At 50.9% G+C, this 13720-nt stretch carries 13 protein-coding genes; 5 read left to right on the top strand and 8 right to left on the bottom strand.

The features are described from left to right. Window positions 1-142 precede the first annotated feature (142 nt). From AB182_RS15910 to ftnA, 3 genes are all read left to right on the top strand, one after another. Window positions 143-2332 (top strand): HD domain-containing phosphohydrolase, encoded by a 2190-nt coding sequence (locus tag AB182_RS15910; protein WP_082137064.1) that lies wholly within the window; start codon window positions 143-145, stop codon window positions 2330-2332. A gap of 104 nt (window positions 2333-2436) precedes the next feature. Continuing rightward, window positions 2437-2775, top strand: a complete 339-nt coding sequence (gene yecR, locus AB182_RS15915; protein WP_039078778.1) for a YecR family lipoprotein — start codon at window positions 2437-2439, stop codon at window positions 2773-2775. A 208-nt stretch (window positions 2776-2983) separates the two neighbouring features. Then, a complete protein-coding gene (gene ftnA, locus AB182_RS15920; RefSeq protein WP_039078667.1) occupies window positions 2984-3481 on the top strand; it encodes a non-heme ferritin in 498 nt (165 codons plus the stop codon). A gap of 39 nt (window positions 3482-3520) precedes the next feature. Here ftnA and AB182_RS15925 read toward each other — a convergent pair whose 3' ends face one another. After that, window positions 3521-3760 (bottom strand): YecH family metal-binding protein, encoded by a 240-nt coding sequence (locus AB182_RS15925; RefSeq protein WP_047370956.1) that lies wholly within the window; start codon window positions 3758-3760, stop codon window positions 3521-3523. A 207-nt stretch (window positions 3761-3967) separates the two neighbouring features. Here AB182_RS15925 and tyrP point away from each other — a divergent pair, with 207 nt between their 5' ends. Further along, window positions 3968-5179, top strand: coding sequence for a tyrosine transporter TyrP (gene tyrP, locus AB182_RS15930; protein ID WP_047370957.1), 1212 nt, complete (start codon window positions 3968-3970; stop codon window positions 5177-5179). A 30-nt stretch (window positions 5180-5209) separates the two neighbouring features. On the opposite strand, the gene AB182_RS15935 is transcribed toward tyrP, so the two are convergent. From AB182_RS15935 to efeU, 5 genes are all read right to left on the bottom strand, one after another. Next, window positions 5210-5878 (bottom strand): YecA/YgfB family protein, encoded by a 669-nt coding sequence (locus AB182_RS15935; RefSeq protein ID WP_047370958.1) that lies wholly within the window; start codon window positions 5876-5878, stop codon window positions 5210-5212. 190 nt (window positions 5879-6068) lie between these two features. Next, window positions 6069-6857, bottom strand: a complete 789-nt coding sequence (phoH, locus tag AB182_RS15940) for a phosphate starvation-inducible protein PhoH (RefSeq protein WP_039078777.1) — start codon at window positions 6855-6857, stop codon at window positions 6069-6071. A 541-nt stretch (window positions 6858-7398) separates the two neighbouring features. Then, the gene (gene efeB, locus AB182_RS15945) at window positions 7399-8682 is read right to left on the bottom strand and encodes an iron uptake transporter deferrochelatase/peroxidase subunit (RefSeq protein WP_047370959.1); all 1284 of its coding nucleotides are present in this window, start codon (window positions 8680-8682) and stop codon (window positions 7399-7401) included. Window positions 8683-8687: 5 nt separating this feature from the next. Beyond that, window positions 8688-9815: an iron uptake system protein EfeO gene (gene efeO / locus AB182_RS15950; protein WP_047370960.1), complete on the bottom strand. Its 1128-nt coding sequence runs from the start codon at window positions 9813-9815 to the stop codon at window positions 8688-8690. Window positions 9816-9869: 54 nt separating this feature from the next. Then, complete coding sequence (efeU, locus tag AB182_RS15955) at window positions 9870-10703, bottom strand: iron uptake transporter permease EfeU (protein ID WP_047373327.1); 834 nt, start codon at window positions 10701-10703, stop codon at window positions 9870-9872. Window positions 10704-10980: 277 nt separating this feature from the next. Here efeU and AB182_RS15960 point away from each other — a divergent pair, with 277 nt between their 5' ends. After that, window positions 10981-12165, top strand: coding sequence for a NupC/NupG family nucleoside CNT transporter (locus AB182_RS15960; protein ID WP_047370961.1), 1185 nt, complete (start codon window positions 10981-10983; stop codon window positions 12163-12165). A gap of 37 nt (window positions 12166-12202) precedes the next feature. Here the strand turns inward: AB182_RS15960 and AB182_RS15965 are convergent, their stop codons facing one another. Together AB182_RS15965 and AB182_RS31460 are read right to left on the bottom strand one after the other, a co-directional pair. Continuing rightward, window positions 12203-12631: a DUF3574 domain-containing protein gene (locus AB182_RS15965; protein ID WP_047370962.1), complete on the bottom strand. Its 429-nt coding sequence runs from the start codon at window positions 12629-12631 to the stop codon at window positions 12203-12205. Window positions 12632-12709: 78 nt separating this feature from the next. Further along, complete coding sequence (locus tag AB182_RS31460) at window positions 12710-13708, bottom strand: fimbrial protein (RefSeq protein WP_082137065.1); 999 nt, start codon at window positions 13706-13708, stop codon at window positions 12710-12712. Between the last annotated feature and the right edge of the window lie 12 nt (window positions 13709-13720).

A 13720-nucleotide genomic window follows, 5' to 3' on the forward strand; every position in this document is an offset into this window, starting at 1 on the left:
AAAGTAAAGTGCGTTCACAGTTTTGCCTGTTATTAGTCTGAATGCTCCGCCGCTTCGCAAAACGAAGAAAAAAAATGCCGGATTGTAGAGGCTTACATAAACTGCATATAAAACAGTCGTGACACCTACAGAGGATGCCCTGTTGAAATGGTGCTGTCGGAAGGCGCTGACCTCCTCGCTTTTCTTTCTCTTATTACTGGGTTGTGCTCTTTTCTGGCTCAGACATGCCAGCGCTGCACCGTCCGTGCAACAAAAGCCGCCAGAGACAATACCTGTATGGGTCTATGACGCAGAAAGTTTCGCATTCTGGCGCGACGCACAGGGGAATTATCAAGGGTTATACCCACGCCTCACGGCCATGCTCCATGAGCGCTATGGCTATAACGTGCAGATACGTCCCATTGATGCAGAGGAAATGGATCGGCGTTTTGCTAATGATGATTACGGCCTATACGCTGGCGTGATTCGCACTGATGACCTTGCGCGCAACCGGATATTATCTTCCCGGCTGTTCGATAATGAAGTCGTTGCAGCCAGCAATACTCAGCGTATCTACAAACCAGAGGATTTGCACAATAGCCGTGTACTCTTCCTGCGTGATGACGCCATACAGGATCGCGTGCAGCAGCGTTATCCGAACCTGAAATTCCGTGAATTGCGCCAGGTCGAAAATGGTGAAGAGGCCTTCAGGCTACTGAGTGACGGCCAGGCGGATTTCTACATTAATGACGCCAGCGAAATGGACAACACAGCGCGTTATTATCAACTGTCCCGCCCTTTTCCCGGGCTACGCATTACCCGTGTTTTTGCCTTCAGCCCGGCATTACATACCATGCGGAATGACATCAATCAGTTGATAAATGATGAGTACCGTAGCGGTAAAATGCGTCAGTTGATCCTCGATAACAAACGGCAATTCCTGCTGAGCCGGGTTACCATCACCGATACTGAACGTCACTGGCTGGCGCAAAATAAACTGGATGTCTGGCTACCGGCTAATGAAAACTACGCACCGCTAATCTGGCACGATCGGCAGGGTTACCACGGCTCGGCCATAGATATGATCAACGATATGCGTGACCTGCTGCATGTCGATGTCAACGTACATTACATTGATAACTACTACGAGGCATTGCAGAGCCAGAACTGGCCGGTGCGTCTTGTCAACGTTATAGCGCCCCCCGACAGATCACAACTTCCCGGCATGATTGGCCCGGTTGTCTCCTGGCATAACGTTTATTACAACCGCATTGGTCAGCCCTTTATCTGGGATGAAGATCAGATTCGCCACCAGCGCATCGGCGTGATTAAGGGCTCGTTCTCGCAATTTTATCTTCAGCAACGCTATGCCAGTGAGATCACCCTCGTCACATTCGGTACCATTGAACAACTGATCAGCGGCATTGAAGATGACAGAGTGGATTACATTCTTGGCGATCTGAGTAGCCTTGAAAGCGCTTTGCGTGGCAATGAATTATTTCGCGGTGTTCTGAAAGTGGCGGGGATAACCCGGTCGGAATTGCAGATGGGGCCATGGGCCGATAGTGCGCATCCATTGCATAATTTGCTCTCGCAGGTTCATCGGCTGTCAGGTTACCGCACACTGTCCGAAGGGACTGATGAGCCCACACATTTCTCCGGATTAACGCGCAATACATTAAAAATCATCAGCGTATTGTTGCTGATTACGGCCATTTTTAGTCTGTGCCTGCTGGTAATAATGTGGCGGCACATGAGACAAAACCGGATTGTGAACCGGAATATCGTGAAGGTACTGGAAAAGGTGAACCGCGCCCATGATGACGAAACGGGCAGCCATATTCAGCGTGTAGCGAAATACTGTGGACTGCTCGGCCGGGCGCTAAAACTCCCACGACGTACCGTTCGGGATATTGAAAATTTTGCCTCATTGCATGACGTCGGCAAAATCGCCGTCCCCGAGCGCATCTTGCGTAAAGAAGGCCCCCTCACTGAGGATGAGTTTGAAGAGATGAAACTGCATACTCTTAAAGGCTGGCGCATCATTCAGGGGCTATCACTGGGGCCAGTGGCAGAGAATATTATCCATTTCCACCACGAAAAGTGGGACGGAAGCGGTTATCCGGACGGTCTGCGAGGTGAGCAGATCCCGCTCGAAGCACGCATTCTTGCTCTGGCCGATGTTTATGACGCGCTACGACAAAAACGCATCTATAAACCCAGCTTCACACATGAACAGGCAATGCAAATCATCGAGGCTGGCAGCGGTCGGCATTTCGATCCACGTCTGGTCGCTTTATTTCGTCAGCAACAACACCTGTTTGCCAGGATTTTTGACACTCTCGCAGACTGAGCGCCGTTGTGCGTAAAAAGGCCAGTTACGCAGGCTATTCCGCCGATTGCCCGCGAAATAAGTCGGTAAGATGCCACAATGCCCATAAGATTCAGAGCGATTTCATGAACAAAATCCTTGTTGCCGCCTCGCTGCTACTGCTCGCCGGGTGCTCAATTACAAAAGAACCCAAAGTCAGCAATGTCGATACGACCAATGGTCTGATCCGTCTTAGCTTCAATCAGGCGATGATGCAAAACGCACATTATGACGAATACACCACGCAGGGGACTGCCAATAAACAGTGCCAACAGATGGGCTATGCAACAGCAGTGGCTTATGGTCAGCCAATTTCAACCTGTAGCCTGATCAGTGGCTCCGTCTGCATGAACACGACCATCACCATTCAGTACCAGTGCCGCGGTATGGCGCTCAATAACGTGCCGGCCGCCAGGGCCTGGTAACGGTTAATGCCAGCGCACCACCGCTGGCATTAATATTTATTTAAATTAAAGAATAATTATCATTTACCCAATTATTTCCCTGCAATGCGTGTTATTCCCATTCTCATTGTTAATAAAAATTCTTTTTTATTTTACCTTTTGCAAATAATTAAATAACAAATTATAGTGACCGCTTCTTACTTCTTTTATTATTTTCCGGAGCGGCGCTATGCTTAAAGCTGAAATGATTGAAAAACTAAATGAGCAGATGAACCTCGAACTTTTTTCGTCTCTGCTTTATCAACAAATGAGCGCCTGGTGTAGCTATAACAGCTTTGAAGGTGCCGCCGCATTTCTGCGCCGCCATGCGCAAGAAGAGATGACGCATATGCAGCGTCTGTTTGATTATCTGGCAGATACCGGCAGCTTACCGCGCATTAACACTATCCAGTCGCCGTTTGCCGAATATGCCTCGCTGGATGAATTGTTCCGTGCAACTTACGAACACGAGCAGTTGATCACCCAGAAAATTAATGAACTGGCGCACGTGGCGATGACCTCACAGGATTATCCGACGTTTAATTTCCTGCAGTGGTATGTCGCGGAACAACATGAAGAAGAAAAACTGTTTAAATCCGTTATTGATAAACTGACACTGGCAGGTAAAAGCGGCGAAGGCCTCTATTTTATTGATAAAGAACTGTCTACTCTCGACACGGCAAATTAAGCAAAATGCGGTAATGAAATCTCATTACCGCATTATTTTTTAGTGCTGACAGATTTTACTTTCGTGGGTTGAAAACCCATCTGCGGCGGGAATGAATTTTCCCCGCGATGCCAGAAACGCCACCAACTCCGCTGCTGTCATATCTTCTGCTGAACAGGTATGAAAACGAGCATCCTTACCAAAGCGCGTACAGATTGCCGCTTCCAGACTCTCCCCGGAATAGTGCTCCCCTGATTCCAGCATCATATTAAGTACTTCGTGACCATGAATTGACGCCATATACCCTCCGCTTAAAAGGTGCATGATAAACACATCTTTAGGGTAGTTTTTTGCGTTATAACAGGTTTCGATGCATCCCTTGCCACTCATGGATAAGTGTAAATTTTAATATACACTTCTTGTAAGCCCGGTTTGACGAAGATCCGTTTTTCACATACTCTGCGCCGCACATTTACTAAAGAATGTGGTTTAAATACAGAGGAAAGTGTGAAAAATCGAACACTTGGTAGTGTTTTTATTGTGGCAGGAACCACGATTGGCGCAGGTATGCTCGCCATGCCACTGGCTGCCGCCGGGGTCGGATTTAGTGTAACGCTAGTTTTACTCTTCACCTTGTGGGGACTGATGTGTTATACCGCGCTGTTATTGCTTGAAGTCTATCAGCACGTCCCCGCCGATACAGGTCTCGGTAGCCTGGCGCGGCGCTACCTGGGACGCTACGGACAGTGGGTCACCGGTTTTAGCATGATGTTTCTGATGTACGCTCTGACGGCGGCCTATATCAGCGGCGCTGGTGAGCTGCTGGCATCAAGCCTCACCGCATGGACGGGCATAAACGTCTCACCAGCAGGCGGCGTATTTCTGTTTACCTTTGTCGCCGGTGGCGTGGTCTGTATTGGCACCTCGCTGGTCGATTTGTTCAACCGCTTCCTGTTTAGTGCCAAGATAATATTCCTGGTGGTGATGCTCGCGCTATTACTGCCACATGTCCATCAAGTGAATTTACTCACCCTACCGCTCGAAAAAGGGCTGGCCCTTTCTGCCATGCCAGTCATTTTTACCTCTTTTGGCTTTCATGGCAGCGTGCCGAGCATTGTCAGCTATATGGGCGGTAACGTACGCAGACTGCGGGGGATTTTTATTACCGGCAGCGCGATCCCGCTGGTGGCGTATATTTTCTGGCAACTGGCCACCCTTGGCAGCATCGAATCGTCCACCTTTATGGGAATGCTGGCCAACCATGCCGGGCTCAATGGGCTTCTTGAGGCGCTGCGCGAAGTGGTTGCTTCTGCGCATGTGGAACTGGCGGTCCATCTGTTCGCCGATCTGGCGCTGGCGACCTCATTCTTAGGTGTGTCACTTGGGCTATTTGATTACCTGGCTGACCTCTTCCAGCGCCGCAACACGGCCAGCGGGCGTATGCAAACCGGCGCGATTACCTTTTTGCCTCCGCTGGCATTCGCTCTCTTCTATCCGCGTGGTTTTGTGATGGCGCTCGGTTATGCTGGCGTGGCTCTTGCGGTACTGGCACTGCTGATACCCGCGCTGCTGACGTGGCAGAGCCGTAAAGCTCACCCATCGGCAGCGTATCGCGTTGTCGGTGGTAAACCCGCGCTCTGCCTGGTCATACTCTGCGGTATAACGATTATCGCGGTGCAGTTTGCGATTTCAGCAGGCATGTTACCGGAAGTGGGATAGTAAATCGGGCTCATCAGGAGCCCGAATTTTTTAGTGCAGGCAGCAGTTTTTGAATTTCTTGCCGCTGCCGCACGGGCAGGGATCGTTACGCCCGACTTTTACGCCATTCACCTGCGGTTGCTGAGCAACGGCTTGTTGTGGATTAGCCGACCAGTAATCATACAGCCGCAGGGCTGCCGGTCGAATAGCCTCTACGCTTTCATTGAATTCCTCTTCAGTGAATTCATCCAGACGCGCGAAGTTGTCTTCCAGTCCGTGCAAAGCAATAGCATCCAGATCGGCCTTACGTTCCTCCGGTAAGCCTGACCAGTCGGTTAGCGCCACGCCGCGCATATAGCCAAAACACCACTCTTCAACAACGGTATAGCTCTGGCCGTCCACTTCGTTATAACCAAAGACGGGTTCAAACTGATCCGGATAATCACTCAGGCGCTCAGCAATATCGTTCAAATGCTTAAAGCAAAGATCGATAAAACGATTCATCTCGCGATCGTTTTTCCAGCGCGGTATGTTTTTTTCGCCGCCCCATACGGCCACCAGCCAGCGATCCGGCTCGACAACCACCGGGCCGGACAATACCGCTGTCAGCATACCGTCCAGCTCCGCCACATCGAGTACGGACTCATCGCTGTGACCATAAGCGACTAATGTCTCTTCCAGCCACTGCAATTCATTTTCATTTAACGGGCCTTCGGTCATTTACGACTCTCCTGATGGCATAAGGAATAAAAAAAAGAAGGGTACCACAGAAACGATAATCGTAGAAAAACCGGGACCAGCCCGGCTTTAATTCGGGCGTAACAGGCATTGCCGTAATATTTCGATAACCCTTTTGATTTTATTTAAAAAAAAAGCCCGGTTTCCCGGGCTTTTTCATGCGCTAAAATTCTTAGTAATAGGCTTTCAGCGTTCTCTGGCAGAGTGCGGAGCGGACGCAATCGTCTGTGGTGAAACGCACCACCCCTACCATCTCATCTTCCTCAAAACGCGACAGCGCGTCGCTCAGACCGGACTGCACCCCGCGGGGCAAGTCACACTGAGTCACATCACCGTTGACGATGACCGTCACATTTTCCCCGAGGCGCGTTAAGAACATTTTCATTTGCGCAGCGGTCACGTTCTGAGCCTCGTCAAGAATGACAACCGCATTTTCAAAGGTACGTCCGCGCATATAGGCGAACGGCGCGATTTCTACCTTACCAATCTCTGGTCGCAGGCAGTATTGCATGAAGGACGCACCCAACCGTTTAACCAGAACATCATAGACGGGCCGGAAATAAGGGGCGAACTTCTCCGAAATATCACCAGGTAAGAAGCCGAGATCTTCGTCGGCCTGCAGAACCGGTCGGGTTACAATAATCCTGTCCACATCCTTATGAATCAGGGCTTCCGCCGCTTTCGCCGCGCTGATCCATGTTTTACCGCAGCCGGCTTCTCCGGTTGCGAATATCAGTTGTTTACTCTCGATAGCATTCAGGTACTGCGCCTGAGCTTCATTACGCGCAACAATCGGTGAATTATCACGACTATCCCTTGCCATTCCGATTGCTTCAACGCCACTCATCTGCACAAGCGAGGTGACCGACTCTTCTTCACGCTGTTTGTGACTGCGCGAATCGCGTCTCAGCACACGTTTAGCTTCACGACGAGCTTTGATCACTGCTTTCTGTCTTCCCATGGATAGCACCTTGAGTTGTTGGTTTACATCACACGCACCAAAATCGGCACGATTATGCGCACGAACGTCTGAGGTTTGGCTTCCTTGTAAGCCATGTCTTGCCTTTGAAATTGACATAACAAAGCAGCTGCTATCAGCGCCTGCCATGTCGGTTAAATCAGAAACAGGAATGAAGGAGAGAAATTCAGAGGTGAAGCGTTTACTGCCGGAGTGTGTATCCCCGAACCGGGTGTTGCGCTGTTTGTTGGTGTTACGTCCAGTAGAGGACTTTACCATCCGCGATCTCCAGGTGACAACATCACCGCAGGGCAGCCAATCTATGTAATAAGTACATCAGGAATTAGCATAAACGCAACATTATTTTCACCAAAAGGTAACAAGCGTTTACCCTGCGCTATGGAAAAGAGTGTCCACGAAGAATATTACAGAAAAATAACAGATACTTTCTCATACGAAAAATCGATAGTTTGATGGCAGAAAAAGTGTGAACAGATACTACAGATAAGAGATTATCCTGCCTGGCTTCAGGCAGGATTCTTTTTCAGGCTTCGAGCAGCGCTTGCCCGAGATAGTGATTTTGGTCTTTAACACCTGGCAGCACGAAAAAGTAGCCGCCGCCGATGGGCTTAATATACTCCTCCAGCGCTTCGCCATTGAGACGTTTTTGCACGGTCAGAAAGCCCTTTTCCAGGTCGTGCTGGTAGCAGACAAACAGCAGTCCCATATCAAGCTGTCCGGCGTTGGTGACCCCCAGGGAATAGCTATAGCCCCGACGCATCATCAGGCTGGACTGCGTCTCTGGCGTACGTGGATTGGCCAGACGAATATGGCTGTCCAGGGCAATCACATCGCCGCCAGGATCGCTGGCATAATCCGGGACGTCATGTTCATTGTGCATCCCCAGCGGTGCGCCGGTTTGCTTATCGCGACCAAAGATAGTCTGCTGCTCTTTAAGCGGAGTGCGATCCCAAAACTCAACATGGAACTGAATGATACGCACAGCCTGATAGCTGCCACCAACGGTCCATGCAGGCTCCGCCTGATCGTTGGTCACCCATACGACCTTATCCATCAGCCCGTTATCACTGCTGTCCGGGTTTGCCGTACCATCCTTAAAGCCCAACAGGTTGACCGGCGTCTCTTTTCCTTTACTGCGCGCGGCATGATCAGAGATAAACCCTTCTCGTTTCCAGCGAACACTTAATAAATCAGGCGTGTGCTTAATCAGATCGCGCAGAGCATGTATCACCGTATCCTGGGTGTTGGCGCAGATTTGTACCAACAGATCGCCGTGGCTCAAGGAAGAGACCAGCGCATCGTTGGGAAAGCGCTCCATCTTTTGCAATTTTTTCGGTTTTTGCGCACGCAGGCCAAACCGATCGTCGAACAGCGAATCGCCCAACGAAACGGTGATGGTCAGATTATCCGGCGCAATAAACGGCCCGAGAATACCGGAATCCATTGGCGGCAGGCGCGGATTGGGCGTTTCCGGTGCCGGGCCGCCTTCGGTCAGAAACGCGATGCGCTGCGTTAACAGACGAAACAGGCGTTGCAAATCGGCTTTGTCCGTCGCCAGCACATCAAACGCCACCAGCATCATTGACGCCTGTTGCGGCGTCAAAATCCCCGCCTGATGTACACCGTAAAATGGCTGTTTCTCCATGCGCGCATCCGGTGAAAGCGTGCCTGGCGCACTTTGCGGTTTGGCCGCATGCGCCACTGGACATCCTCCGGCCAGGGCTAGCGCGCCTCCCAGCGCGCCCATTCCTTTTAATAAACGGCGACGCGAAGGCTCGCTGACGCCGTACTGTTCTTTGTCATTCATGATAGTTAGTCCAGACCCAGCACACCGCGCAATTGAGCGAGATCTTCCGCCAGTGTCGTAATCGGCCCTTTTAGCGCGTTACGGTCAGCATCCGTCAGCTTGTCATAGGTCTCATAGCCGTCTTTGGTCCGGTATTTCGCCAGAATAGCGTCGACTTTCTTAAAGTTCGCATCCACTTTGCCGAGCAGTTCGGCGTTGTTTTTCTGTAATTGCGGACGCAACAGGTTCACAATTTTTTGCGCGCCATCGACGTTTGCCTGGAAGTCCCACAGATCGGTATGGCTATAACGGTCTTCTTCACCGCTGATTTTGGTCGCTGCGACTTCTTCGATCAGACCTGCCGCGCCACCCACCACTTTTGACGGCGGGAAAGCCAGCTCGCTAATGCGTTTTTGCAGTTCCTGCACGTCGGTGTAGAGCTGCTCAGCATAGGTGTCCATACTTTTAACTGAGTTGTCGCCAAACAGGGCTTTTTCCAGACGGTGGAAGCCGGTAAATTTCGGATCGTCGGCTTTCTTCTCGTAATCGTCTTCGCGGGCATCAATTCTGCCATCCAGATCGGAGAACAGTTCAGCAATCGGTTCGATACGTTCATAGTGCTGACGGGTCGGTGCATACAGCGCTTTCGCTTTCGCAATGTCCCCCGCTTTCACTGCGTCGGTGAATGCTTTTGTGTTTTTCACCAAATCCGCCGTTTCCGCCGTCACATAGGCTTTGTAGTCGGTGATGGCAGTGCCAAGGCTTAGCAGCGCTTCGCTTTTTGCCGCATCCGCCGTTGCCTGACCTTTGACTATCAGTTTGCCTTTCGGATTGGTCAGCAGGCCGCAGGTCATGTCATATTCACCCGGCTGCAGGTTAGCGGTCAGCTTCTGGCTAAAGCCCGGCGCGATATTTTCGCGCTCTTCAACCACCAGCACGCCTTTCAGGATTTCCCATTCCAGCGCCTTCTGGCTCTGGTTGACGATCAGGAACTGTGTTTTCCCCGCATTGACCGTCAAACTCATCGGCTCACACTGCTTGTCCGTGACGGTCACTTTGACCTGAGGAACATCCGCTGCATGGGCAGCAAACGCACAAGAAAGCAGCGTTGCGATCCCTGCCTGTAACGCACTACGACGAAAATGAATTGCCATGACCCTTCCCTTCTTAAAAGTATGTTGTAACTAAAACTCACCCGGTACCGCTATTTATTGTGCAGCTCTGGAAGGCTGCGAACCTGAGCGCGTTGGCATCACGTACAGCACCAGCGCAGGAATTAAGTAGAGGATCCAGACACCCACTTCACTGACGCTCGGTGTTTCCTGATAGCCAAAAATGCCTTCCAGCAGCGTGCCCGTCAGGGAGTGCGTGGTTAGCACGTTACTCAGATCGAACGCCACATCCTGGAAGTGGTTCCACAGTCCAGCCTCGTGAAAGGCGCGAATCGCCCCCGCTGCCAGTCCCGCCGCAACCAGCAAAATAAACAGGCTGGTCCATTTAAAGAATGCGCCAAGGTTGAGGCGAATACCGCCCCAGTAGAGGAGGAAGCCCAGTACCACCGCCGTCACCAGCCCGAGAACCGCGCCCACCGGCGGCCAAATCCCCACATCTTGCTGGAATGCCGCCAGCAGAAAGAAGACCGATTCCAGCCCTTCGCGCGCCACGGCGAAGAAGACCATCATGATCAGCGCCCAGCCGTGGTTGTTACGGCTTGCGAGAGCGTTATCCACTGCCTGCTCCAGTTGCACTTTGACGTTACGGGAGACTTTGCGCATCCAGAAGACCATCCACGTCAGGATCACCACGGCTATCACCGCGACAATACCTTCAAATAATTCCTGCTCTTTCTGCGGGAATTCACCGGTGGTTTCGTTAATGATGATGCCGAGCGCCAGACATAGCGCTGCGGCGAGGAATACGCCTACCCACATCACGCCAATCCAGCGTCCGCGCTGGGTGCGCTTGAGATAACTGGCAATCAAACTTACGATCAGTGCCGCTTCGAGACCTTCACGTAACATAATGAGAAATGGAACAAACATCCGGACGCCTCTGCTGTCATCAATGGTCAATTGCTGAAAAGAAAAGTAAATTTCTTTGATAGTGATTATCATTACGGCAAAAGGAAACTCAAGCGAAAAATGATCGGAATAATGAATGGATGTAACCAGACCGCAGGTGAGTAAGGATAGCCACGCAGGTTATGCAGAATCAGCGGTTGCATGGCAAAAAGTTAGCTTACAAATCATTAACTTTTTGTTTACTGAGTATACGGGCTGTGGCTAAATGAGCGCCCCAATTACCTGCACATTTTCCATTATGATCAACTTTCTACATTTTCTGCTGGCGCTGGTCGTCATACTGGCTCTGGCATGGCTTACCAGCTTCGACCGCCGCAACGTTCGCATACGTTTTATTCTGCAACTGGTGATTATTGAGCTTGCGCTGGCATGGTTCTTTTTGCATGCGCAAAGCGGGCTGACCCTGATTAAATATGTCTCTGGCTTTTTTGAAACACTGCTTAAATTCGCAGGCGAAGGGTCCGGATTTGTTTTTGGCGGTATGAGTGAAAAAGGGCTGGCGTTTATTTTCCTTGGCGTCCTGTGCCCTATCATCTTTATTTCCGCATTGATCGGTATTCTGCAACACTGGCGTATTCTGCCGATTTTTATTCGTCTTATCGGCACGCTGCTGTCAAAACTCAACGGCATGGGCAAGCTTGAGTCGTTTAATGCGGTCAGCTCGCTGATCCTTGGCCAGTCGGAAAACTTCATTGCATACAAAGGGATTCTGGCCGACCTCTCCTCACGTCGCCTGTTCACCATGGCAGCAACGGCGATGTCGACGGTATCGCTGTCGATCGTCGGCGCCTACATGACGATGCTGGATGCCAAATATGTGGTGGCGGCGTTAATCCTGAATATGTTCAGCACCTTTATTATCCTGTCGATCATTAATCCAGCGCGCCCGGAAGCCGAGCCGGAAATTAAACTGGAAAAGCTCCATGAATCGCAAAGTTTCTTTGAAATGCTGGGAGAATATATTCTGGCCGGTTTTAAAGTCGCGATGATTATTCTGGCGATGCTGATTGGTTTTATTGCCCTGATTAGCGCGGTCAATGCCCTGTTCTCTGCCCTGTTTGGCATCAGCTTCCAGCAAATTCTTGGCTATGTGTTCTACCCGCTGGCGTGGCTGGTCGGCATTCCGCTTTCGGATGCTCTGCATGCAGGTAGCATTATGGCGACCAAACTGGTGGCGAACGAGTTTGTCGCAATGATCGAACTGCAGAAAGTTGCCGCTGAAATGACGCCGCGTGGGCTTGGGATCCTCTCCGTCTTCCTGGTGTCGTTCGCCAACTTCGCGTCTATCGGTATCGTGGCGGGCGCCATTAAAGGGCTTAACGAGCAGCAGGGGAATGTTGTCTCCCGCTTCGGTTTGCGCCTGGTCTATGGCGCCACGCTGGTGAGTCTGCTTTCTGCCGCCTTTGCAGGCGTCGTATTGTAATAAGTCACGGCGGGCTTCTCACCCGCCGTTTCTTTCATCAGAACTGTACGCAAACCGGCTGATCGACTCGCATCACGGACTCCTGCGCAAAGCGCGATTTATAAATTCCCCGTAACGCTTCGATATTCTTTTCACTCTGAACATCTTTCCCATGGATCAACATCAGCGCTTTGCTCGGCTCGCGAGCCACTTTGCCGTCATTGCCCAGCCACTGTCCGCGCGCATCAAACACCGTCAGGCCATCACGAAAGCGCGGCGTCACGTCCGTGTCGACAAACTGCTGCCACTCCTGGGTGGTGATGTCTTTCCCTGCCGGGCGACTTAAACCGAAGTAGAGCGTGGTTTGTTCCATCTGGTTGTCCGCTTTGCAGCTCTGGGCGGATACGGTCTGTTTTGTCGGTTGTGCGACGCAGCCTGCCAGTAAACCCGCGAATACCAGTGCAGTGACCCCTGTCTTAATCTTCATTTCGCTATCCTCATTGTTATAAGCACAGAGATAAGAGCGTAAATACCGCGTTTAATCAAGTGACTGGAATATCTTTGCTTATTCATAGGCCATCACAAACTCTGCCGCCGAGTTGGCCGAGCCCGGGCTGATGGTGCCCGTGCGCACATAGCGGGCTTTCATTGGAATGGTGTAACTGCCGCCCGTCGAGGTGTTGTAGCCTGAAAATGCCGTTTTCGTGTTAAACGGCACGGCAGTGATGCCATCGTCATACAGCACCTGCACCCCAACACCGCTGGCTGTTGAACTGCTGTCGAGCGTCAGATACTGATTATTACCGGAGCCCTGCAGCGTTACCCCTGAGGCGGGCTGGAAGGTATAGCTCACCGAGGTCAGGCCAGGGTCACAATTGTTAATTTCAAAATTAAAGGGCACGGGGGCACTGGTTGCCCCCACCGAGGCAAAATCTGAGGCAGCATGATTATTGAGATTAACGGTAATATTTGGGGTGGTGCAGGAGCCGGATTTGAATTTAACGGTTCCACTGATACTCATGGAGCCTGAATATATTCCTCGCGAGTTAGCATCATTTACCCATCCGCTGATATAGGTCCCATTCAGAACCACATCCCCCGTTTGCACCGGATCAATAACATAAAATTGCAGAGTATAATAACTGTCGGTTGATGAAAAATGGTGACAGCCGGGACAATAATAAGGTCCAAAAAATCGGTTAGGGTTTACGCCAACAACTGCCCCATTAGATGCTGTAAGTTTCATCCCGATCCCTGGCACGCCAGTCTTGAATATGCCCGGATATTTCGATTCCTGAAGTCCCGAAATGCCTTGATAAAAATGCCAGGTTGACCCAGTACACGTGTAAGTTCCTATAGTTGAAGCAGATGTGGGTATTAAAGTGATAGCATTCCCTATTGGCGTATTAGGTGCTTGATTTTTCGCTACTGTATAGTTTTGGGTTGCAAACGTCGTATACCTATAGCTGTAGCCATAAGCTGTGCAACTTGCCAGAGCGAGTCTGCTAAACATCATAACCGACAGTACCGCTATTGCCGTCAATAGCACCCTTGCTGATTTCATATGATCTTCCTT

Origin of the sequence: Phytobacter ursingii, assembly GCF_001022135.1 — a bacterium.
Taxonomy (GTDB): Bacteria; Pseudomonadota; Gammaproteobacteria; order Enterobacterales; family Enterobacteriaceae; genus Phytobacter; species Phytobacter ursingii.

Excerpts from the sequence above, each read along its gene's own strand:
- AB182_RS31460 (WP_082137065.1), bottom strand. The coding sequence starts at position 13,708 with ATGAAATCAGCAAGGGTGCTATTGACGGCAATAGCGGTACTGTCGGTT.
- phoH (WP_039078777.1), bottom strand. The coding sequence starts at position 6,857 with ATGGGAAGACAGAAAGCAGTGATCAAAGCTCGTCGTGAAGCTAAACGT.
- AB182_RS15965 (WP_047370962.1), bottom strand. The coding sequence starts at position 12,631 with ATGAAGATTAAGACAGGGGTCACTGCACTGGTATTCGCGGGTTTACTG.
- AB182_RS15935 (WP_047370958.1), bottom strand. The coding sequence starts at position 5,878 with ATGACCGAAGGCCCGTTAAATGAAAATGAATTGCAGTGGCTGGAAGAG.
- efeO (WP_047370960.1), bottom strand. The coding sequence starts at position 9,815 with ATGGCAATTCATTTTCGTCGTAGTGCGTTACAGGCAGGGATCGCAACG.
- ftnA (WP_039078667.1), top strand. The coding sequence starts at position 2,984 with ATGCTTAAAGCTGAAATGATTGAAAAACTAAATGAGCAGATGAACCTC.
- efeU (WP_047373327.1), bottom strand. The coding sequence starts at position 10,703 with ATGTTTGTTCCATTTCTCATTATGTTACGTGAAGGTCTCGAAGCGGCA.
- yecR (WP_039078778.1), top strand. The coding sequence starts at position 2,437 with ATGAACAAAATCCTTGTTGCCGCCTCGCTGCTACTGCTCGCCGGGTGC.
- efeB (WP_047370959.1), bottom strand. The coding sequence starts at position 8,682 with ATGAATGACAAAGAACAGTACGGCGTCAGCGAGCCTTCGCGTCGCCGT.
- AB182_RS15960 (WP_047370961.1), top strand. The coding sequence starts at position 10,981 with ATGATCAACTTTCTACATTTTCTGCTGGCGCTGGTCGTCATACTGGCT.
- AB182_RS15925 (WP_047370956.1), bottom strand. The coding sequence starts at position 3,760 with ATGGCGTCAATTCATGGTCACGAAGTACTTAATATGATGCTGGAATCA.